24 protein-coding genes and 1 tRNA gene are annotated in these 22,528 nt (G+C 42.5%); 6 read left to right on the forward strand and 19 right to left on the reverse strand.

What is annotated here, in order from left to right; translation table 11 throughout:
- Positions 1-2,019: 2,019 nt before the first annotated feature.
- The 10 genes from WC788_08890 to WC788_08935 form a co-directional block, all read right to left on the reverse strand.
- Positions 2,020-2,775 carry a PAS domain-containing protein gene (locus WC788_08890; protein MFA6097711.1) on the reverse strand — a complete coding sequence of 252 codons (756 nt, stop codon included), beginning with the start codon at positions 2,773-2,775 and terminating at the stop codon, positions 2,020-2,022.
- A 76-nt stretch (positions 2,776-2,851) separates the two neighbouring features.
- Entirely contained in the window at positions 2,852-3,142 is a 291-nt protein-coding gene (locus WC788_08895) for a PspC domain-containing protein (protein ID MFA6097712.1), read from the reverse strand.
- Positions 3,143-3,255: 113 nt separating this feature from the next.
- Entirely contained in the window at positions 3,256-4,737 is a 1,482-nt protein-coding gene (locus tag WC788_08900) for a hypothetical protein (protein MFA6097713.1), read from the reverse strand.
- Between the two features lie 65 nt (positions 4,738-4,802).
- Positions 4,803-5,366 (reverse strand): sigma-70 family RNA polymerase sigma factor, encoded by a 564-nt coding sequence (locus WC788_08905; protein MFA6097714.1) that lies wholly within the window; start codon positions 5,364-5,366, stop codon positions 4,803-4,805.
- Positions 5,367-5,550: 184 nt separating this feature from the next.
- Complete coding sequence (locus tag WC788_08910; protein MFA6097715.1) at positions 5,551-6,405, reverse strand: hypothetical protein; 855 nt, start codon at positions 6,403-6,405, stop codon at positions 5,551-5,553.
- A gap of 1 nt (position 6,406) precedes the next feature.
- Complete coding sequence (locus WC788_08915; protein ID MFA6097716.1) at positions 6,407-6,967, reverse strand: RNA polymerase sigma factor; 561 nt, start codon at positions 6,965-6,967, stop codon at positions 6,407-6,409.
- Positions 6,968-7,120: 153 nt separating this feature from the next.
- A complete protein-coding gene (locus WC788_08920; GenBank protein ID MFA6097717.1) occupies positions 7,121-7,750 on the reverse strand; it encodes a LemA family protein in 630 nt (209 codons plus the stop codon).
- 46 nt (positions 7,751-7,796) lie between these two features.
- Positions 7,797-8,267: a hypothetical protein gene (locus tag WC788_08925; GenBank protein MFA6097718.1), complete on the reverse strand. Its 471-nt coding sequence runs from the start codon at positions 8,265-8,267 to the stop codon at positions 7,797-7,799.
- Between the two features lie 183 nt (positions 8,268-8,450).
- Positions 8,451-8,849: a cupin domain-containing protein gene (locus WC788_08930; GenBank protein MFA6097719.1), complete on the reverse strand. Its 399-nt coding sequence runs from the start codon at positions 8,847-8,849 to the stop codon at positions 8,451-8,453.
- 111 nt (positions 8,850-8,960) lie between these two features.
- Positions 8,961-9,377: a hypothetical protein gene (locus WC788_08935; protein ID MFA6097720.1), complete on the reverse strand. Its 417-nt coding sequence runs from the start codon at positions 9,375-9,377 to the stop codon at positions 8,961-8,963.
- A 252-nt stretch (positions 9,378-9,629) separates the two neighbouring features.
- Here WC788_08935 and WC788_08940 point away from each other — a divergent pair, with 252 nt between their 5' ends.
- A complete protein-coding gene (locus tag WC788_08940; GenBank protein ID MFA6097721.1) occupies positions 9,630-9,866 on the forward strand; it encodes a hypothetical protein in 237 nt (78 codons plus the stop codon).
- Between the two features lie 108 nt (positions 9,867-9,974).
- Here WC788_08940 and WC788_08945 read toward each other — a convergent pair whose 3' ends face one another.
- The 5 genes from WC788_08945 to WC788_08965 all read right to left on the reverse strand — a co-directional run bounded on the left by WC788_08945 (position 9,975) and on the right by WC788_08965 (position 14,407).
- Positions 9,975-10,577 carry a LemA family protein gene (locus WC788_08945; GenBank protein MFA6097722.1) on the reverse strand — a complete coding sequence of 201 codons (603 nt, stop codon included), beginning with the start codon at positions 10,575-10,577 and terminating at the stop codon, positions 9,975-9,977.
- Positions 10,578-10,591: 14 nt separating this feature from the next.
- Complete coding sequence (locus tag WC788_08950; protein MFA6097723.1) at positions 10,592-11,143, reverse strand: TPM domain-containing protein; 552 nt, start codon at positions 11,141-11,143, stop codon at positions 10,592-10,594.
- Complete coding sequence (locus WC788_08955; protein MFA6097724.1) at positions 11,118-12,161, reverse strand: hypothetical protein; 1,044 nt, start codon at positions 12,159-12,161, stop codon at positions 11,118-11,120. The genes WC788_08950 and WC788_08955 overlap by 26 nt, the downstream gene beginning before the upstream one ends.
- 13 nt (positions 12,162-12,174) lie before the next feature.
- Positions 12,175-13,530, reverse strand: a complete 1,356-nt coding sequence (locus tag WC788_08960) for a radical SAM protein (GenBank protein ID MFA6097725.1) — start codon at positions 13,528-13,530, stop codon at positions 12,175-12,177.
- Between the two features lie 229 nt (positions 13,531-13,759).
- On the reverse strand, positions 13,760-14,407 hold the full coding sequence (locus WC788_08965) for a hypothetical protein (GenBank protein ID MFA6097726.1): 648 nt from the start codon (positions 14,405-14,407) through the stop codon (positions 13,760-13,762).
- A gap of 241 nt (positions 14,408-14,648) precedes the next feature.
- On the opposite strand from WC788_08965, the gene WC788_08970 reads away from it, so the two are divergent.
- Positions 14,649-14,719: transfer RNA gene (locus tag WC788_08970), tRNA-Gln, on the forward strand.
- Positions 14,720-14,892: 173 nt separating this feature from the next.
- Here the strand turns inward: WC788_08970 and dnaX are convergent.
- Both dnaX and WC788_08980 read right to left on the reverse strand, forming a co-directional pair.
- Positions 14,893-16,587 carry a DNA polymerase III subunit gamma/tau gene (gene dnaX / locus WC788_08975; protein ID MFA6097727.1) on the reverse strand — a complete coding sequence of 565 codons (1,695 nt, stop codon included), beginning with the start codon at positions 16,585-16,587 and terminating at the stop codon, positions 14,893-14,895.
- Positions 16,588-16,935: 348 nt separating this feature from the next.
- Positions 16,936-17,655 carry a hypothetical protein gene (locus tag WC788_08980; protein MFA6097728.1) on the reverse strand — a complete coding sequence of 240 codons (720 nt, stop codon included), beginning with the start codon at positions 17,653-17,655 and terminating at the stop codon, positions 16,936-16,938.
- Positions 17,656-17,848: 193 nt separating this feature from the next.
- Between WC788_08980 and WC788_08985 the strand changes: the two genes are divergently transcribed.
- On the forward strand, positions 17,849-18,391 hold the full coding sequence (locus tag WC788_08985; GenBank protein MFA6097729.1) for a hypothetical protein: 543 nt from the start codon (positions 17,849-17,851) through the stop codon (positions 18,389-18,391).
- Here WC788_08985 and WC788_08990 read toward each other — a convergent pair.
- The gene (locus WC788_08990; protein ID MFA6097730.1) at positions 18,384-19,544 is read right to left on the reverse strand and encodes a hypothetical protein; all 1,161 of its coding nucleotides are present in this window, start codon (positions 19,542-19,544) and stop codon (positions 18,384-18,386) included. The genes WC788_08985 and WC788_08990 overlap by 8 nt on opposite strands.
- A 135-nt stretch (positions 19,545-19,679) precedes the next feature.
- Positions 19,680-20,450 (reverse strand): hypothetical protein, encoded by a 771-nt coding sequence (locus tag WC788_08995; GenBank protein MFA6097731.1) that lies wholly within the window; start codon positions 20,448-20,450, stop codon positions 19,680-19,682.
- Between the two features lie 255 nt (positions 20,451-20,705).
- Here WC788_08995 and efp point away from each other — a divergent pair, with 255 nt between their 5' ends.
- From efp to WC788_09010, 3 genes are read left to right on the forward strand one after another with little or no spacing between them, the layout of a single operon-like run.
- On the forward strand, positions 20,706-21,269 hold the full coding sequence (efp, locus tag WC788_09000) for an elongation factor P (protein ID MFA6097732.1): 564 nt from the start codon (positions 20,706-20,708) through the stop codon (positions 21,267-21,269).
- Positions 21,270-21,280: 11 nt separating this feature from the next.
- Entirely contained in the window at positions 21,281-21,586 is a 306-nt protein-coding gene (locus WC788_09005; protein MFA6097733.1) for a hypothetical protein, read from the forward strand.
- A gap of 4 nt (positions 21,587-21,590) precedes the next feature.
- Positions 21,591-22,313, forward strand: a complete 723-nt coding sequence (locus tag WC788_09010; GenBank protein ID MFA6097734.1) for an ANTAR domain-containing protein — start codon at positions 21,591-21,593, stop codon at positions 22,311-22,313.
- Positions 22,314-22,528 lie beyond the last annotated feature (215 nt).

The raw sequence follows: 22,528 nt of genomic DNA on the forward strand, positions 1-22,528 counted from the left end.
ATCAAGTGTTGAGGAGAGAGATTTTCCCGCGACATGATCGCAGGGAAATACGCTTTCTTCAGGCCCGATTAAGTCTGTTTAGCCGCCGCTTTTAGGAGTTATTAATCATTAATAAGTTTTTTTATGAGAAACATGTGACGTTTTAAGATCCTTCTTAACTTCTTCTCATGGAAAAAGAAATGGAGATGGATTTTAAAGGATTAGGAGGGAAAGAGGGTGTGGCTGAGTCTCGATTTTGAGATTCTCCCTCTTTCCTTGTTTCTTATAATTGTTAATGAGGTTGTTAAATTTTCCCCTAAGCCTGCAAATCCTTGTAAGCTTGAGGGAAAAAAGAAAAGAGTTTTAAATGTTTATTATATTCTGGAAAGATTTCAATCCTTCCATGGTTGATTTGGATGACGGGCTGAGCCGTCAGAATTTTCTCTGATTTCGTCCGTGCTTTTCATGCTTTTCCTCACCTCCTTAATATTTATTTTATAAATCCTTAATTTTGATTTGGGTGAGAAACTGAATGCAATTATCCAAATTATTTCTGATGATTTTAGATTTTTTTGTCATCCTGAACTTGTTTCAGGATCTGCGTGGATTCCGGATCCCTCCAAAGGCGGGCAGGCAAGTCCGGAATGGCACACAAACAAATCATCATAATTATACATACACTTTCTCATCCAAATCAGGAGGTTGGGAATCAACTCTTTTCTTTTAAATTTTTAAATATCATTCTAAATTTTCCTTTAAGCCTGCAAATCCTTGTAAGCTTGAGGGAAAAAAGAAAAGAGTTTTAAATATTGACATCATACGATCCCTTATTATTAATTGGGATCTTCTTGCTCGGCCTGCTTCTGTTCTCCAAACCATGTTGTGTATGTCATATCTTTTCCTCACCTCCTTTTATTTTATGTAAACATTGAGTTTGATTTGGGTGAGAAGCTGATTACAAGTTTTATAATCACTTTCTCATCCAAATCAGAAAGTAAGGAATTTACTCTTTTCTTTAGTTTTAAAAGTGCTTTTGTATCTTGTATGAAAACCTAGGGCCTGCGAAGGTATAGAATAATCTATACTTCGCATGGCTACCCCCGGGCATAAAGCCCAAAGGTCGATGCTAATGAGTTTTGGGTAGTTTCGGTTTAGCAGCGTGATATAATTTCTACTGCAACCTTATGATACTCTCCCCTCATTTGCATCGATCTTTGCACTTGGCCCCGTTTTTCAAAATGCAGAAGTTGATGTTAATGAGTTCCAACATCGTCGGAGTAGCGGCTATAATATTATTTCCGCACCTTCAATGCTCTCTCCTCATTTACATCAATCTCTGCTTTTTGCGTCTGTCAAACTGCAAGGGTTGATGCTAATGAGACTTGGTATTATTGGTTTAGCGGCTAAATAATTATATCCGCAACCTCAACTCTCTCCTCATTTGCATCAATCCTGGCATTTTTGACCGATCTAACAAAAAACGGCTGGTCGTCTTCTTCAAAGGAGATCTCCAAGCCGTTTTTCGGTTATGTTATATAGAAAAAGACGGAATTCGTTCATATTGTGGCTTTTGCCGGATTTTGCCTTATTTATAATGTTTTCCGGTTGATTCTCTCCTCAAAGAATCTTTCTTCATTCAGTTTTCAAATAGCTTTTATCTTTCTTAACTTTATATTGTATCACACTTTCATGTTCTTGTCAATAGCTGTATTCTCTTATCTTTAACTGTCTATCATATCATACTATTTACATCTTGTCAATAGTGAGATGTAATATGTTCCATCCGCAATAAATATGCCCGCGTCGACATATAAGCAATTCATAAAAACATTTCGTGGAATATTTTTTCATATAGTATTTTCCAAAGGTCGGAACATTCGGGAAACCAGATCCGGATTTTTTCCACAAAAATATTCAACCCGAAAGATCAGACATAATCAAAAAAGACTCTCTCAACATGGAAAGCCTTATTAAAATATTTATACAATTATCCCCTCGTGGGCCTATGCGCCCCACCGGCCATTCGATCCGGACCAATAGCTATTTCTTCTGTTGCTCTTTCCCGAAACTGACCGTACCGATCACCATGCCATCGCGATACATGGGCAATGTATCAACTCTCAACAATGCTATCGTTCCATTTTCCAGAACGATGCCGACATCGTAGCTGATGATCTTGCCGGACATCGTATTAAAAAATATCTCCTGCAATCTTGCCAGATATTCGGGGACTATAAATGGAACAAAGCTTTTTCCGACATATTTTGCCAGCTTGTATCCGCTCACTTCCTCCGCCTTTTTGTTGAAATATACAAAATCCCCCTTTCCACTCAATATCCATATCATATCCCCGCAACGCTCGAACAGAGAATAGTACATCTTTTCCATCACCTCAATTTCTTCTTTTCTGTTCTCAAAAAAAGAAATGGGGCAGACTGTGCCAAGACGGATATTGGAATTTTCATCTCCCAGCCGGATAAGATCGATCCTCAGCCTGGTTCCATTCCCATTTCCGGCGATGATCTCCACATCTGCCGATCCTTCTTTTGAGGTATTTTTAAGGATCTTTTCAACCTGATCGCGGTCTTTTCCGGATGCAAAACTTAATTTCAGGATATTCAGATGTTCCACATTCCCGCCTCCGAACAACTCGGAGGCCTTCCTATTGCTCTCGATCATACCGATGGATATATCATAAACAAACACCCCGGCCGGAGCGACGTCGAATATCGTATCATAAAATTCCCTGAAGATCCCCCGTATCTCATTCATTTTGTCAGCAGCCGCACCATCCATATATTTATCATTATTCGAATAAATAGCGTGCTATATATTTGCGATCATAAATATATTTCTCCGAAAAATATTACCGCTACTTCTTGATGTCCTTGGCTACGCTTTGAATTTTTTCTTCCGCCTTCTTCTTGAATTCAACAACTTCTTCGAATTTATTTTCCTCAACTCTCTTGCCTCCTTCGTTCGGAATAAATATCACCAGCGCGACATATAACAATAATCCGATTCCGCTTCCGAACATAAGGATGATGAACAAGATCCTGAAAATATTAGAGTCAATTTTAAAATACGCTCCCAAGCCCCCGCATACGCCGAATAAGATCCTGTCCTTCTGCGAACGATAAAGTTTTTTAATTTTTTCTGCCATTGTTTTTTGTTTATTATTAATATTTGAAGCGGTTGTCTCGCTTCTGCTACTATTATACCACTAGTACCATTTTATTCAATTCTATTTTCATTTCCCGCTTCACCAAAAATAGTTCACTTGTCAGCAGAAGAAATATCAGAAGCATTACCCAGCATCTCCTTTACCGCAGGCACTACCACATTTTTTCTGTAGAAAAAGCCTTCGGGTTTGTTCAATATCGGGAATATGAAGCTTGGAACATAGAACTCCTCTCCCATCCTTTTATCGTTATCATATCTCCAGATCTTCACGAGCTCCAAAGAGGGATCTCCCAGCTCCACGTCCTGCGTCTTGGTCGCGTTTTCATAGACATATTCGCCATATAGTCCCCCTTTTTCAGCATAAGCTATGATGCTTTTTGCGTCAGTTTCGGCAGCATAACCCGAACTCTGGAAATTTTGATAATAGATATTCCTTGCTCCGGAAACTTTTTTATATCTTATGCTCACATCGACGAATATCCCATCCGGTTCCCCTGATGAATCATAGACATTCTTTCCTTCTATTTTCAAAGGATACAAGACCGAAATACTGTCAGGGATGAAGATATCCGCTTGAGCTTCAAGCGGCCTCGGATATTGGTCCAGAAAATTCCTCAGAACACTGCCTTTGCCATAGGAACTCACGTTGATCCCATATGTTTCAAGAAAATCATCGGCAATGGAAAGGATCTCCGCATCCTCCGGTATGTCGGCAAGTTTCAAATACATGCTCTCAGGGCATCCAGCCTGCGCGCAAGGAGCATAAGGATCCGGCCATTTCAGCCAATTCATATATATATTGGTTGAACCGTCCAAAGGCGACAAGTTCACTTCATATCCGAAGTCGCGATCCTCCGAAAAACTCACACTGTTCACATTCAAGTTTTCAAATTTATTCATATCCAAAAGAGCCATATTCGCACCTTTAAAAGTATCCGCGAGATCCCTTCTCAGTGTGTCATTTTTTACTCTTGCATAAACTTCTACATTATCCGATAAAGACGCAATGTCCCGGCCCTTATAAACATAGCGGTAGTTCGTCGTTTCATAGATCGGCATTCCGGCCTGTTTCTGGGCGGCATCACCCGTAGCGTTGCCGGTCGCCGACCCCCCGCCTCCGCCAACTCCCAGCCCCGAAGGGCCCGCCTTTTGTATATCGCCTGGAAGAAAAGAGCCGAAGGCATTGTCGGAAATTTTTGTAACCGACGCATTCAAGGCCGTTCTTCCATTGTTTCCCTCTTCGATTGCAAGGCGCCGTGGAGATAGATCCGCCCTGTAGAAAAATATCGGCACAAGCAATATCACAGCGATCATTGCGCCCATGAACGAATAAACGAGTTTGCTTCCTGCTCCAAAGATGGAAAAATTGCTTTGGACCGCAATTTTCGTTTCTCTTCCCGAAGCGCGAAGGAGAAGTTCGCTTCGAAGGCGGCGCACAAAATCATCATCGATCTTTGCGATAGGCTTGGACCTTATGAGCTCCTCGACGATCTTTGCGATCTCCGCTTCCCGAGCCCTCATGCTTTCATCAATATCGTAGATGTCTTCCAATATTTTTTGTATTTTTTTGTCCATACTTTTTATTTATTGATTATTTTTTATATTATTACTTACGGCCAAGGCGGAAAATCGTAACAGGATCATAGTCTTAATAGAATAAAATACAGGAGAAGCGGGAGCGGCATTTCTTTTTTCAGTTCTTTCAAAGACCTGGAGAAAATCATCTTGCAGCTTGCCTCGCTTTTTCCAACGATCTCGGATATTTCCTTGTATGACATTTCATTCCACACTCGGAGGATGATTATTTCCCGATGTTCGCTTTTCAGTTTCCGGAGATATTTTTCGATTTTTTCCAGCTTTTGTTTCGCTTCAATGTCGCGCTCGACATCATCACTCGAAGACAGGTCCCAGATATCGTTGATATCGTATTCGCTCTTCCTAATCCTGTAGAAATCTATGACATTATTTCTGGCTATACTATATAGCCAGTTTGAAAAAGAGCCTTTTTTGGCATCAAAGCTTTCCAAGCCATCAAGCGCCTTCATGAAAGTTTTGCTGGTCAGATCCTCGGCGGTTTCCCTGTGATGCGTTTTGAAATATATAAAGGAATAGATCCTGCTGACATAAGCGTCATAGAGCGCCGCAAAAGCATCGGGATCGCCGTTTTGAAAACCGATGATCGCTTTTTTTTCATCCGAATCCATTTTTATGCTTTAGATTAAAATATTTTTGTTCTGTTTCTTTTATTATACTCCGGCAAAGTCCTTGCCACCAATATAATTATCCACTTTCATCCTATTACGAAAGACCGCCGCAAAGGTAACAAAAAAAACAGCCTGCGGAAACAGGCCGTTTTTCATTTTTTTCAGTTAGGATATTTCATTAAGTTTAATTGTGATTGCACTTATCAAAGCATTCTCTTCGCAATTCGATCAAAATAAGACAATTATCCATACATCTTTTCAATTCTGCTCCTTGCATAATGAATCCGACATTTTCCGAATTAACATTGACGACGCTCTGATCTGAATTTATATATATCCTGCGTCTGATCATCTGCATCTTGTCTTCGCCCGCGATCCTGATCCTGCGGGCCACGAACGTATCTTCTTTTCTCTCTCCTATGATAATTACGAATTGCCCGTTCACAAATTGCTCTTCGCCCGATCCGACATCCCCGATGTCCACTTTCTGGAATCCGGAAGGCATCTCGACAATAAAATAACCATCACTGACCTCAAATATCCTTCCGGAAACGCCAGTCTTCCGGATATCCACTCCCTGCTTCAAAAAGGGCTTGATGACCAGGCTTGAGGGACTTTCGTTGAATGCCTCTTCTTCTATTTTCTCGGATATGTCGGTATAAGCGAGAACGCCGCTCGAAACGAAAACAAAAGCTATGAGACCTAATGCGAAATATTTAAACGGTTTTTTATAGGAAAGATCCACCTTCGTAAGAAGATGGCCGGCGATCAGCATGAAAACAATAAAGGCGACGACCAGAAGATATGGGAAAGATTCCAGGAATGCATAGAACCCCTCGCTTCCAAAGCTCAGATATTCAAGATTATCAGTTGATTTGAGATAGAAGAAAAACAAGTTCGAAAAAAGCACGGAAAGGATCACGCTCAATGCAAAAGCGCTTTCCAAACCGAACTTTTCCGCAATAAAAATATATCTTGATCGGAGCCTCACCTTCCCTGATCTGATCTTTGACATCACGGTCTCTTCAAATTTTACCATATTATTCTCCATAATTTTGTCCTAATAGCTGTTTTTTCAAAAGTTTTTTTCCCCGGAGGATCAGAGTTCCGACTGTGTTCACCGGGATCCTCAGGATATCGCCGATCTCTTCATATGACTTGTCCTCGAAGAAAAAAAGCATAAGAACCTCCCGATATTTGAATCCGATATTCTCCAAGCTTTTTGCGATATTTTCTTTCAATATTTTCTTGTCGATCTTCGAACCCAGGTCTATCTTTTCATCCACTATTTTATATTCCACCTCATCCAAAGAAACTTTAACTTTTGAATTCTTCTTTATATGATTGATCGCTTCATTATGAGCTATCCTGTATATCCATGAAGAGAATTTCCTTTTCACATCAAAACCATAAAGATTCCTGTAAGCCTTTATAAAAACGTCCTGAAGTACATCTTCAAGTTCATCCGGGTCGTTTATGAACTTGCCCAAATAACGGGAAAGCTTGGCCTTATATCTGTTGATGATATGGCTGTATAGTTCGCTTTCACTTTCCCTTATTACAAGCACAAGCTGTTCGTCTGATAAATTTATGTCTTCCATAGTACACATATGATACCATACTGCTAATACAGTTGAAAATGCCTTTTATTCCACAATAAAATTGCCTTGTTTCCCGCATGTTGGCAAAAAAAAACGGCTACCGTCAAAGAAATTGTTTTTCTTTTTCCGTTAAACCGCATTTTAGACATTGGATCAATTCAGTATTTGAGTCACATTCAATACTGTTTTTTCCGATTTATAATATGCATATTCCCGCGGAAGACCTCCATAGTCTCCGACTATCCTGCCCCAGAACTGATTCCTGGCCACATTATAGTTCTTTGTGTCGGATATCCACGCCCTGAGAGAAGCGTCCATATTATTGATGGATTCAATGAAATTCTTCTGAGTATTTTCCGCCAGTTGCGCAGATACCAGTTGAGGAAAAGCTTCCTTCACCGAAAGCGATTGGAAAGCTATTGCCGCATCGACCGTTGCTTTCGAATTGCCTTCACGCGCAGCTTCATAATATTGCGCGCGCAATTTTGTCGCTTCCTTGAATACTCCGGATTCATGGGAAAGATAGGTGTCATATACCCTCCATACCGACTCGATCTGCTGATATGCGACATAGACCGACCCGCCATAAGCGGATTCGTTCGACTTCAGTTGCTGTTCCTTCTGGATCAGATCATTATAGGTTGACACAGAATGAAAGAAGCCTATAACCAGCATATATGCCACGAATATCAGAACTATCCACAAACCGTCATGGCCACCCCCTTCCTCTTCTTTTCCGTCTGTTTTTCCTTTCCTTCTCTTTTTATTTTCTTCCGGCTCCATTTTTATGCCTCCATTACTCAATCACAATCAATTCGATTTGGACATTTCAACAATAGCCCAAGCTATAGGCCCTTCCGTTGCCATCCTCATACCATATTTTTTGCTTTTTATCTACCATGCTTCCGACATAGTACGTTGTGGGAATGAGAATACCTGCAAGCAGAGAAAGCGTGTTATAGAGATTTATTTCGTATGTCATGGGAACCGATAATATGTATGATAAATAGCCGTTTATGGCAAAATATATCAATATCACGGCAAACATCGATACGATCGATATCATTTCCTCTAATGCGCTGACATAAAATACAAATCTGGGCACCAGCATTTTAAATATGTATGCCGATACGATGCCCGCTGCAATGGCAATGGCATTTGCAAATACTGCTTTTTCAGCCATATTAAAGCCCAAGCCCGCAATGCCTGCGATCGCACTCAGCAGAAATAATGCAACTCCCGCAGATTCTATCGGATATTCATTCGTAAAATATTTTAATCCTTTCGCTACTTTCTTCATATATATCCTCCATTGTTAATATACAATACTTAAGTTTAATTTGATCAATTAAACTAAGCTTGGAATTATACCACAGGACCACGTTTTGTCAAGCAAAAAAGGCCCGTTTTAGATCCAAAACGAACCTTCAAGAAACATTCCCTTATTTGCTTGAAATGGTCTTTGCGTAAGTGCCGCACCTGGCTATTCGGTGGTCTTTCCGTCAAACTGTTCATTATCCTTTTCCGCAATTTCTTTCGTTTTATGGAACACTCCGTCCCTGTGATGAGCGGGAGAATAGATCGTGTACAATTTGAGCGATTCCGACTCCGACACATTGACGACATTATGCTGCGCTCCCGCAGGCACAACTACCGCATCTCCGTCCCCCACTTCTCTTTCCAGCCCGTCGATCACAACCTTCCCGATCCCTTTTTCAAAGCGGAAGAACTGGTCGTTGTCTTCATGCACTTCAGAGCCGATCTCTTCTTTCGGGCGCAGGCTCATCAGGACAAGCTGGCTGTGCTTTCCGGTATAGAGCACTTCCCTGAAATTATTGTTTTTCAGCGCAAGCTTCTCGATATTGTCCTTGTATCCCTTCATATGATTGAAATGAATGATTAGCTGTTTATATTATAGCTCTTCGGGAGATATTTAGTAATTATCTTATCCCCAACGGGAATTAAAAAAAACATGCATTAATTTGCATGTTCGTTAGTTTTTGCCGTCAAGTTCCTTCCTTCTTTCTACTTCCTCGAAATCCTCGCGCGTGACATTCGAAACGGATATTATAGTAAAAACTCCGATAAGAATAACAATGGCGGTTGCCAAAAAAAATGTTGTTCTTAGCCACGCATCGCTATAATAAAAGATAAAGGCATAGCCATATAAGATAAACGATTTTGCCAAAACCGTTTCCGATGCTATGAAGACCGGAAAGCATTTGTCGTCATATTTATATATTTTCTTCACTGCGAAGAAAATGCCGGATATGAGAATCGTTGATACAATTCCAATTGATAAATATTTTCCTCCCGATAAACCAAGGGTGAAAAGATCTGCCAATGCCAGCAACAGTACTAATTTTGTCATTATCTTTTCCGGATTAATTATGACATCCGTTACATCCATATCGTTGCAACAGTTGCATTCCTTATTACAAAACATTTTAATCACCTTTTATCCATATTTTTAATGAACCGTCATTGCCATATTTTATGGCTCCAACTCGCATGTCAGTTGTGCTTTTCACAACGGTACATTGTACACTAACTGATATAATTGTCAAGGTTGTCAGCAGAATGGAAGGAATAAACATTGACAATCGATGAATTATATGATAACCTCAAAAGCTGACAAACTTGTCAGAGAGGTGCATAGAAAATGATAATTGTAGATTTAGCAGTTCAGTACTGGTTGCTTTGGTTGATATTAACCATAGCGAGCCTGGTTGCAACATTTTATTGCCAGGTAAAATTTATAACGAAAGGAGTCGCAAAATTGGATATTATAGAAGCACTCCGAAGAATCTGGCCCGTGATCCTGTTCGGATTCATATCCTTTATTTCAGGAGCAATGTTTCTCATCGCCATTGCGGTTGGAATATTGCGTGCAGCATAAATGCACGCTTTTTTTATATGAAAAAAGCGGCCGCCGTTTCGGAAGTCATTGACTTCAGATCCGGTGAACCGCAATATAGCTGGAATGTTTTTAAGATCTCGGAATCGTCTAAGATTGATTCTTTCTGTTCAAGATCTCATTAACATTGAGCTTTGTCTTTTCGCTCTTATAATATTTGTATTCTTTCGGAAATCCATAATAGTTCCCTACAATGCTTGTGAAGAAAGAGCTTCGCAAAACATTATACACCTGAATCTGATGTATCCAGTCATCCAGGGCAGTATCTAGTTCATTTATCGACTCAGAGAACTCCCTTTGAGTTTGCTCGGGCAAATGTGCCGAGACGATCTGAGGGAAAGCTTCCTTGATTGATAATGCCTGAACCTGGAATGCCAAGGCTGATTGGACCTGCGCGGTGGCATTTCCTTCATTAACAGCCTTATAGTATTGCGCACGTTCTTTCGTTGCTTCCTTGAAAACTTCAGATTCGTGATCGATGTATGTTTCATATATCGCCCATAATCCTTCGATCTTGTTCGTGCTTATGTCTAATTGGGCGCCATACCCGGATTCTTTCTGCTGTACCAGTTGTTCGTTGTATATCAGGTCATTGTATGTAGACGACCACCATCCTAAGATGCCGGCACCTGCAAAGACCGCTAATACAACAAGGGCCAGTATTCCCAAAAGTATTTGTTTTGTTGAAACCATTTTTCTTCCTCCTTTTACCCGTATAGTTTTCTCAATTTCTCATCCGTTCCTTTGACCAGGCTCAGAACGCCTGCATCATAATTTCCGAAGTTTATCGGATCAGCCGCGCCTTGCATAACCTCTCCCAGATCGGAAGCTGTCAACTTCGGAAGGCCTCGGCCGGCCGAATATGTCATTCGGTATTTCTCTGGCTCTACATCCGGCCTGATCAGCCAAACAAGCCCGTTGTTCTTTCCTTTCTCACCCAGTCCTATATATCGTCCGTACCTCGTAGCGTAAGTTTCCGGATCTTTCACTCCTGTCTGGATCAGAACCGTGACTTCCGCTATTCCGTCCTTTTTCAGCTTGTCCAAGATGGCAAAACTTTCTTCAGCCGCTTTTTGCGACAGAACATGATGCGGATCCACGATGCCGTAGACCTGCTGAGACGGAAATGCCGGCTCGCCGGATGGCACCTCTTTATTGGTGTCATAGTCCGACTCGCTGACGCATCCCGCACTGAAGACAGCCGCTATCAAAAAAATAAAGACAACTGATAATTTAGATAGCTCCTTTATCTTTTTCATCTTCAACCTTCCCGGAACATTTCGGACAGCTATGTCTGAATTTCTTGGTACATCCCGCACCGCCGCCTCCTGCGCACGCACAAGCGCACGCACAGGAGACACAAGCGCACGCACAGGACGTGCTTCTTCCGCCGAAACCTCCGCCTCTGCCTGAATGGCTGCTGGAGGAATGGTCGCTGCTTCCCCTGGAACTTCCCGAAACAATCACCGGTGATATATAATCGTCGTCATCTTTCTTTCTGCGCCGGCGAATTGATTCGCTGCTGCTATAGCTTCCGCCATAGTCCGATCCATCATCAGACGATGATGCCGAACCGATGAAAAGAACGAAAGCTATAAAGAGAAAAACTCCTATTATAACTATCAGCAAGAATCCATCACTTCCCCCGGATTGCCCAGACTTCTCCAAGAGAGTCTGATTGTATGTTCCGTTGGGAAAGCTGACTGAGATCGGAAATTTCTCTCCGTTTCCCAGATTTTTCTTGTTCCACGTGACTTCCTGTCCGCTTATCGAACTCGGTTTGGGATCAGTTTTCAGCCCTTCGACTTTCGCCGGAGAGATGAGTTTTATGGTCAGATCGTCCGTTACAGCGCGGTCATACCAGCCCGGCGTGAACCTTAGCCGGTATCCCGCATCCGCCTTCTCCAAAAGTTTATTTTGGACAATGGTAAAATTGAACCGGATCTTCTCCTGAGGCTGATAGTCGCGGTCAAGATCAACTCTTACTCCGGACCATCCTCCGCCATTGTCAGGTTTGACCGATTTAGCCGCCCCGCCGAAACTCTTTATGGAGTAATCGGAATTGGGCGTCCCGACAGTAACCCATGGTATGTGACCGCTTTTCACGATCCATTCCTGTTCATAGGCGATTTCGATCTCGCCGTTCGAATGCGGAATTAAAGTCACCCTATATTCTTTGATCCCATAAGTTCCGGTATCACCTGCTAAAACTCCAGGCGCAAAAAACGATACCAGGAAAATTACCGCCAGAATTGGAAATATCCATCTCGTTTTCATTTTCTCTCCTCCGCTAAGTCGCATTGAGCCTCTCCAGAGGACAACCGCCTCCGCAGATCTGTATGTATTGGCACTCGGCGCATTCTGCATTCTTTTTCGCATATTCCCCGCTTCTCAGGGCTATGCAAGTCGGATGCTGCCAGATATTCTCCCACGGATCGGTCAATATGCTGCCGACATTTTCGTGTATCCATGACTGGCATGGGATAACAAAACCGTTGGGTTCTATGGTCATATTATATTGGGCCGCGGAACATGCCTTTATTCCAAAGGACAGGTCGATCGGATTCAGCCGATTATAACATGTCGGCGAATACCACTGCAGATCGATCCCGAGTTCCCGGGCAACAGCTTGAGCCTTCAACAAAACTTCTTTCAGCTTGGTTTCATCCAAACCGTTTTCCTGTTTTGCTTTCAGCCCCTTGCCGCTGCAAATGAGCGCATTGCATGCCATTGTCTTCAGTCCCAGCTCTTTTCCGAATCTGATAAGATCCGGGAAATTGTCGCAGTTTTCTTGCGTTAAGGTGGTGTTGGTCACAACTTCAAGGTGATTTTCCATAGCCACCCTGATCCCCTGGACAGTTTCGTCCCAGGCTCCATTCACTCCAACCATCTTGTCATGGATCTCTTTCTCTGACGACTCCAGGGATACCTGCACATAGTCAAGGCTCGCATCATGCAGATCCTTCGCACATTGCGAAAGCATCCTGCCGTTGGTGATAAGCCCCGTGACAAATTCCCTGGCATAGCTTACAAGCTCCGCCAGGTCTTTTCTGCAAGTCGCTTCTCCGCCTGTGAAAGTCACATGCGGAACACCGATCGCCCAAAGATGATCTATTATATCTTTCCACTCTGACGTGCTGAGCTCTTTGACATTCCTGGATCCTCCCGCATAGCAAAAACTGCAACGATTGTTGCATTTGTATGTTAATGCAAGGTCCATTCTGGCCGGCGCCGCCCATGTTACAGGATTTATCTCCTGGACACCCAATTTCAGATCCTCAACCGGACACGCTCCGCAAGATATTCCCATCAGAACGCCATAGATCTTTTCAAAATCCATTTGCAGCTGTTCGACCGGAACTTTCGGATATATCCCACGCATCTCTGCGACAACTGACCGTACGATCTCTTTTTCGGCATAGGCTCCTTTATTCGGTTTCGTCTTCCAGACTTTTTCAATGAAAATCTCTATGAAATCGGCGGCTGTTTTGTTGACAAGCAGCAGATTTATTCCATTGATCCATACCATATTGTTCCCGTTCTTGTCCCTTCTCATGTGTATCCTCATGACACCAGGAATCGTCACATGACGGACTCCGTTCTCAGTGTATGCTTCATGAGGTTCTTTCTTTTTTCTCTTGAACATTCTATACCTCCTTATACGGTATTTATTGCATCTCTATCGCTATTAAATTGACAAGGTGCAACCCGAAATTCTCTCATGAAACCATGTTTTTGTCAATACTATTCTGCGCCAGACCTGCCTGCTCGCCTCGCTGTCAGCCTCCGGCGAAGCAGGCCGGCAGGTTTTCCTCACTTGAAACATTCAACTCTCCGCTTGGTTATGAAAAAAGAACGGGATTCACCCATTCCTGTTATTTCGTCACAAGCCACGCGCGGGACCATATCCTGGATATATTATAATATCCGTTCTCGACCATCAGGCCGAATGAAAGTTCCTCCCTTGCAAAATATCCGTCTCCGCCGAATTTTCCCCGGAGGCCTTTTCTCTCATCCTCGTCAAAACAAGTTCCCCAGCGATCCTTTTCATACTCGATGAATGTCCAAAAAGCATCCGCGATATCGAGCTTCTGCTCCGGAAATGTTTCATATTCATCGTCCGTGATCGCCTTGAACAAATAGCGAAGACCGAACTTGGGGACTATCCTCATCTGAGCAATGAATCCGCAATCTTTGGGAACTTCAGCTTCGGACATAAATGCCGCAAAATTCTTGAAATTTTCCCTCGACCGGGCCGGCTGGATCCCGAGAACGCGTATCAGCGCTTCGAAATCCTGTTTCGTCACATCATTCTCGAAATAGATCACCCCGCCATTTGCTTCCTGCGATGGCGCGCCGACGAATGGATTGACCTTTTTCGGATCCTGATAGCCATATATTCCATTTCCCTGCGGAGCGAATCTGGCAAGATCGCTCGGACGGATCTCAATATTTCTGTCCGGCCAATCTGGCGGATAGATCCTGATCTTTTTTCCAAGATCGATCACTATTTTTCCTAACATTATTTCTTTCCTCCATGTTTTCCATTTCACCTGCCTAAAAAGACAAATGATCATCCGTTATCAGATGACCATTCAGTGTATGGCAACTTCAAGGACTAGTCAAGAAGGATGTAAATAAACGAAATATATTCGCCTTACTTTCGAACATGGGAACTTTAGATAATGGACAGATTCCGAATCCAATGGTTTACAAAATCTCTTTTTTGTTATAAGTTATAAGTTGTAGGCTGTGTTTGATTATTCGGGGATCGTCTAACGGTAGGACAACAGGTTTTGATCCTGTTTATTGGGGTTCGAATCCCTATCCCCGAACAAAGTAAAATAAAACAGTGCGAATCGTACTGGTTTATTTTTTTTCTGCTCGCGGGATGGTTGATTTGACCTCACCCCCGTTATGGCACTGAGGCGCCTTCGAATCCCTATCCCCGAAAACAATAAAAAAACCGATCAGTTCCGTTTTTTTTTGTTTATGTTTGATATTTTTCCTATCCCACCACTTCTCCGCCGAACATCTCCAAAGCCGAATTCACCAGATCGCTGCTTTCTTTCGGCGCCCTTGCTTCCTCGATCCTGTAGCCCATATTCTGGGCGTCGTCCTTACTTATGAATTTCAAAAAAACATTAGCCTTCAAGATCTCCGACGCAACCTTCTCGACAATGGACTTGCTGGAAACCTTCTGAAGCTTGTCTTTGTGAAAAGAATATTGGCAGGAAATTATGATCGTATTATTCTCAACGCTGACTGGCTGGCATGTTTTCAGGAATGCGGTAAGCGAGTGATTGTGCAACTTCACTTCTTCCAGGATCTCGCACCATTCGCTTTTCACCGCCTCAAGATCGAACGTGTTATTGCCTGCAACTTCAACCCGTTCCGGCGGTTCTTCGGCGGTCTTTTCAGGCTCCGCCTCAACACTTGGAACAATGTCGGAACTTTTCGGGAAACCTATGCTCTCTTTCACCATATTCTGCAATTTTTCGATCGATTGAACCACGCCGCTCCTTTTCGGTTCTGTTTTTTCTTTTTCTGCTGCGCTTGCTTCAGCTTTTTTTTCGACGCGGCCGGCAATTACGCTCTTTGCCGGATCCTCTTCTTCGGCAACGTTTATCTCGCAAATGGCAAGCTCAAGAGGAAGCTGCGGAAGAATGGCAGACCTTATCTCTTCTTTTGCTCCAATGAAAGCGCGGATGATCCTGACAAGCTTCGACACCGTAACTTTTTTTGAAATGCCTTCAAGCTCAGCGACCTGTTCTTCAGTAAGCTCGGATGAGAATTTATTTTTCATTCCGGGGCTGACCTTTATAAGGATCAATTTTCTCGCATATTCAACGACAGACTTCGCGAATTGCTCGCTGTCATATCCGTCATCATTGATCTTGTTCACATATAATATGGCTTCAGAATATTTTTTTTCCGCGATCAGATCCACAAGCCCGATAGCCTTGGCAATATCCACCACGGCCAGGATCTCCTGGACCTCTTTCATAGTCACTTCGCTGTCCCCGAGAGAAAGTATCTGTCCCAAAAGGCTTTGGCTGTCACGGAGGCCGCCGTTCGAATTTGTGGCAATGAAATCAAAAACTTTTCCTTCCACTTTCACGCCTTCCTTTTCCGCTATTTCCGCAAGGCATTTCTTGATCTCACCGATCTTCAGCCTTCTGAAGTCGAATTTCTGACATCTTGAAATTATAGTTGCGGGGACCTTGTGCGCTTCGGTCGTTGCAAGTATGAAAACAGCATGCTGCGGAGGCTCTTCCAGGGTTTTTAAAAGCGCATTGAAAGCGCCTTTGCTCAGCATGTGGACTTCGTCTATTATATAAACTTTATATTTTCCGCTTGTGGGCGCAAAATTTATCTTTTCGATAAGATCCCTGATCTTGTCGACCTGGGTATGAGTTGCAGCATCGATCTCAATGAGATCCAGGAACCTGTTCTGGTTCATATCAACGCAAACCGAACACTTGTTGCATGGCTTCCCATCGACCGGGTCCTTGCAATTGATGGTTTTAGCAAGGATCCTCGCTACAGTCGTTTTTCCCGTTCCTCTCGGACCGGAGAACAGATAGGCATGCGCTATTTTCCCGCGCTTTATCGCATTTTGTATGGTTTTCACAACATGCTCCTGCCCGACAACCTCGTCAAAATTCGTCGGCCTGTATTTTCTGTATAGCACAGTGCTCATAGGCGTACTTGAGGGTTAAATGATATTGATATAATATTTACGTTTCAAGATAATATTTTGCGATCGATAGTGTAATGTAAAATGCAAATATCAAAAATAAAAATGTCACTGTAAAATTAAAATATTTTAACTTTGCATTTTAAATTGTCATTTTGATCTTTGCAGTTTTAATTTTACATTTCACGATCTCAACATCCGAACATATTTTGCAGAATAAGACAAGATCCTGCATAAAAAAAGCAATTCTCTGCCCTAATCAGTATAGCACAATAATATAAAAACAAAAGCTTGAAAAAGCTTATGTTTTATGTCCTAAATAAATTTGAAAAAACGCTCCCGTGCGGCCAATTAGCCCGACAGATCATCGAATATCTCTTCTTTCTCTTCATCTTGGAATTTCGCTTCTTTCTTTATCTCGTCGATGTCAGGAGTCCATTCGTCCTCGATCAGATCCTGCGCGCTGTTCTCTTCATCAAGACCCGCCTCTTTCCCGGACTGTCTTCCGGAAATTTCATCCTCTTCTTCGTCGTCTTGTTCGAATTCTCCGGCATCGGCGCTGGATTCATCCATCAAAGCCTCGATCGCTCCCCACTTGCTGACCTTTTCTTTTGGTACGACCAAAATGACCTCATCCCCTTCCTTCGCCTTGAAATAGGTTACGGAAGCAAGAAGCACCTTATATTTTTTCTGTTCCGCAAGGATATAATATTTCCCCTTGTTGTCTTTCATCACAGTTCCTATTATCTTCCTTCTTTCAATAGGACTGATCTGCTTATATACAAAAGATCCGTCATCAGTTATCGTGAGTTTCAACAGATCCCCTTCCACCAGCTTTGATTTGCTCGCATAGTTCACAGGCACAGGATATTTCTTTCCGTCCATTCCGATCATCTTTTCTCCGTCAAACGCGCCCTCAATGATCTGGCTCGCCATCGAATCGCTTTGAACTCTCCTTGAATTGCCTGCATCCAGCTGCTGAAGGATCTGTTTTGCGCCGGCTATGTTCCTTTCGGCGTTTTCTATCATCTGTCGAAGCAAAACTATTTTATTTTGTTTTGATTCTTCCATATTTTATTTTTATTTTATTACGTACTGATATTATAACAGATTATATTAGTTTGTAAATAATATTTTTTTCATGGCCGATTTTGTTGCAGTAAGCGGGAAAAATGGTAGAATAATAGCAAAACCGGCTCGCAACGAAAGTCCGGTAAGGCCTGAAATAACTTGCTCCACGCTAAGAATCATTTACACAAGAACTATGATCAACGATCCCGACAAAACTAAAAAATATCGATTCAGTCTTTGGAAGATCGGAATTTTGGCGATAGTAACGGCGTATTTTTTAAATATTGCCCTCCACTATGCGCAATGGACCTTTCTTGATAATGTGGACCTGATTATACACGAAGCGGGACATTTCATTTTCGGAATTTTAGGCAATGAGTTTCTGGCGGTCGCCGGAGGAACGCTCCTGCAGATTCTCATGCCGCTCGCATTCGTCACATATTTTTTTCTCACCGGTCAGAAATTTTCCGGAGCACTGACGATGTTCTGGCTTGGACAAAGTTTCCTGAACGTGTCGGTCTATGCGCAAGATGCGGTCCGGGGGAAGCTTCCGCTTCTTGGCGGGGACGGATCGATCCATGACTGGAACTTCATGCTCCGTCATTTGAATTTGCTGCCATCGACAGATCCCATTGCAGGCGCGATACATAATTTCGGAGTAGCTCTTCTTTTCATGGCAATGATCGGCGGCCTGCTTTTCAGCCGGGAAAGGAAAAATGATCCCGGTTCTATTTAGATGTTTTCAGGATCGCGCCGATGCCATATTGATCGAATTTCTCATTTGAGAAAATCAGGTGTTTTATTTTTATCTTATTCGCGATCGCCTCTTCAATGATCTCATCCGCGAGATCGTCCACTTTCGTCATTTCGGTCTTATCATTGGAACAAGTTTTCTGATATGGAGAAATATAACGGCACTTCGGACAAACATATCCCGCCTCCTTATAGTTTTTCCCGATGACAAAAGTCTCAACATTATGAAAATGGAAATTATCCACGACAGGGCCGATGCCTAGAACCGCCAGATTGTTCTTATCGCCCGACTTATTGAAGATCTCATCGATCAGCCTTTCTTCCAGGCTTCGTTCATGCTCCTCAATGACTTTTTGGCTTCTTTTTTTGATCTCATCGATCTTATAATTCGGCATTATCGGATAAGAACCGACAAGCGCGTTTTGCGATCTCTCCCCCAGGATCTTCCTGAATTTCTCGGCATATTCCTTATGTGCGCCTATGACAAGATGGCCATAGCCTTTCTTCCCGAACTTGAAATAACTCTCCGTTTCCTTGCACACTTTTTTCAGATGCTTGTTCTCATGATCCTCGATGTGAGCCTGGACATTCGATTCGCGGAACCCCCTTGCGGCTTTTATCCTCTGAGGCACATCGCTCGAAATTATTTCCGATATTTTTTCTATTTCTCCGAGGAAGAAACTGAAAAAGCGCGCCTTGTCCCTCTCTAAAACGACAACCAGATATTTCGGATGGCTTTCAACCGCTTCGAGAAGCGGATGGATATAGAAATCCGGACCAATGACGAATCTTGAAGGGATGTATGACGGCACATGGTAGAACTTTCCGAAGCTTCCGATCCCGCAGAACATGACTATGCTTCTGGTTTCGGCCGGGATCCTGAGAAGCCTTATTCCCCCCTTCATTTTTTCTGATATTTTCCGGATGCCCTTGATGACATTTGCAGGATAAATCCCCTCCTTCTCTATTCTTTGCATTTCTTCCGAGATCACGGAATTCGCCTCTGAAACAAAATTCCTTCCGGGCCTGACGCCGATATAAAGGCTGAAAAAAACCTCCCCCTTTCCTCTTTTTTTGGAAAGCTCTTCGATCTTCTTGCTCGTCAAACGCTCAATGTTCATTTTGCCTCTTGCCATATTTTGTTATTATATTTTATATGATCATTATACCATCGATAGGGACATTGTCGAAATAATTATCAACAAAAAAATCCCTTCCATCTGATTTGTTTCAACAAAAAGATCAGAAAAGGATCATCGGAATAAATACAGTCACTGCGCGAATCTGAATGAGTCTATCATGCCGGAAAACATATCTTTGTTTTCCAGATAAGATTTATCCGAACTTTCAACTTCATACTTTCCTTCTTTTTCCACGAGATTATTCGAAGTTTTCTTTCCATTCATGTTATTGATATGGGTTATGCCAATGATCGCATTGCCTTTTAATAAATATATGGATTCGGTATCATAGTCGCATTTGCATCTCGAATAATAATCATCGAGCTTACCCTTGAATACTTTCGGGAAAAAATATGTATCGCTGAGAAGCGTCGCTTTATATGCTTCAGTTCCTCCCGCCTCTATCCTTTCTATATAGAAATTCGAAGGCATCCCCTTCGATTCGACGAACCCCTTCTGGAAAGTTCCGCTGAAATATGTATTTTTCTCGACCCAGTCATTTAACGGAATATCGGAAGGTTTTTTATAGAAATTTATCATTATGGGGTAATAGCCGTTTACGGGCTTGCCGAAATAGACCGAATGCGTGGAAAGATCCTCATATTTCGTCACCTGGATATTCCAGTCCCCCGGATAGTCGATCCTGAATCCATAGTCATTGTTATAATAAACCTTCCATCCTGCCGTACCGGACGTCAAATTTTCCTCAACCTCTTTTTTGACATCCCCTTTGTTATCCGCTTCGGGTTTTATTGAATCAAAACTCCAGGAAACATAAAAAACTACGGCAATGATCGAAACAATAAATATCGAAAACAAAATAGCCATCGATCGGTCATTTTTGTTCTTTATTTTATGCATGTCGGTTCATATATAATATTTTATTATCAAAAACCGTGCGGACATCTTCATTAAACCATATCCGCATGTCCCGCGCAATCAGATGGAATTATCGGCTCGGATCAGCTTAATTTGCATCGATCATAGTGACGGATCGATACGGTTTTGACGGGAAGTCCCCCGCTCCTTGCCAAATCCCGAAAGTGTATTTATACTGTTATAGTGGTATTTGTCTATGGATATAGGCAATTTGTTTTAATACGATAATTGATAAAAATGGCTACAATTACTTTAAGAGAGATCAAAAAAGGTTCAGTGGTCGTATTCGAAGACCAGCCCTACCAGGTTGTCGACCGATCCTTCAGGGCAAAGCAGCAGCGGGAAGCTATGGCAACCGTGATCATGCGAAATCTGGTAACGGGAAAAATCCTTGAAAAGAATTTCCAGTCTTCGGATACGATCGAAGAAGTGGATCTTGATGAAACGAAAGCTCAGTTCCTTTATAGAGAAGGAGATGAGTATTTCTTTATGGATCAGGAAACATATGACCAGTTTTCGCTCAACAAATCACAGCTGAGGGGCGCCGAGAACTATCTCAAAGAAGAGACCGAGCTCAAGATAGTCAAGTTCAATGATCTGCCTGTCGACATCATCCTTCCGCCGGAAGTGAACCTGAAGGTCATCGATGCTCCTCCGGGAGTCAAGGGCGACACTGCGCAAGGCGGATCAAAGACAGTCACTCTTGAGACCGGAATGACCATAAACGTACCCCTCCATATCAACGAAGGAGATGTCCTGGTCATAAAGACAAAAACCGGAAATTTCGACAGAAGAGAATAATTATTTTCAAAATGAAAAAGAGGGGATCGGAATTGAAAAGCGCGATAATTGCGGCAATCGACATATTCGTTGCCCTCTCTTTATATCTGAGTCTGAGCTCCCTCCTCAGGGACATAAACGCTATCAGAGTTCCACATAGACTTTTCGCATTTCTCTCATATTTCGGCCTTGGAATTGTTCTCTCCATTATGTCCATGGCAGGACTGGTCAGACTAATTAAAATCCCCGGACGCTTGATCAGCATCCTGACGCTTTCTTCCGCGATCATATTGATGCTCAGCGGATTATTCGTCATTTCGATCCTCCCCTATGAATAAAATTATGAAAAAAAATATAAAATATTACAGGAACGAGTTGCGGGAAAAACAGGTCCAGATCGACATCCTCAGGCAGATATCCGAGACCATAAGCTACAGCCTGGACCTCGAAGAGATCCTTTCCTCGATCATAGATGTCGTGAGCGGATACATAAAATCCGATTCTTGTTTTATTTACCTTGTCGACAAGAACAATATCGTTCTCAAGGCTTCCCAGAATCCGCACAAGGCGGCGCTCGGAAAAATTGCCATGAAGGTCGGAGAAGGACTCACGGGCTGGGCGGTCCAGCACAAAAAGGAAGTGGTCATAGAATCAAAGGCCTATGGGGACAAGCGCTTCAAGTTTTTCAATATGCTTCCCGAGGACAGATTTGAGGCATTCGTTTCCCTCCCTATTGTTTTCAAGGATAAGATCGTAGGCGTCATAAACGTCCAACATACAAAAAAAAGGGAATATGAAAAAGATAAAATAGCATTCCTGAAGATCATAGCAAAACAGGTTGGAGGAGCGATCGAGAACGCAAGACTAGTTTCGGAAACCGACTTTTTGAAAGACGCGCTCGAAACAAGGAAAATTGTGGAAAAAGCGAAAGGCATTCTGATGAAAGAACTTTCCATTCCGGAAGATGAAGCCTATAAGATCATACACAAGAAAAGCATGGACAAGCGAAAATCCATAAAGGAAATCGCAGAAGCGATCATCTTGTCGGGAGAAATATTGAATTGACAATCGAATGTTTAATATTTTGAATTACGAAATGCAATACTCTGTCATTCTGAAGCCGGAGGCGATAGAATCCCTTATTTTAACTCACAGAGCTTAATTATGGGATCCCATCGTTTCACTCCAAAGCCTGTCCTGAACTTGATTCAGGAATGACATTTCGTAGTTCAAAATATTTATGCAAAGGAGGAATATACACGGCAAGCAAAGAAAAAATT

Source organism: Candidatus Paceibacterota bacterium (assembly GCA_041661265.1).
Classification (GTDB): Bacteria; Patescibacteriota; Minisyncoccia; order JAHIHE01; family JAGLIN01; genus JBAZUT01.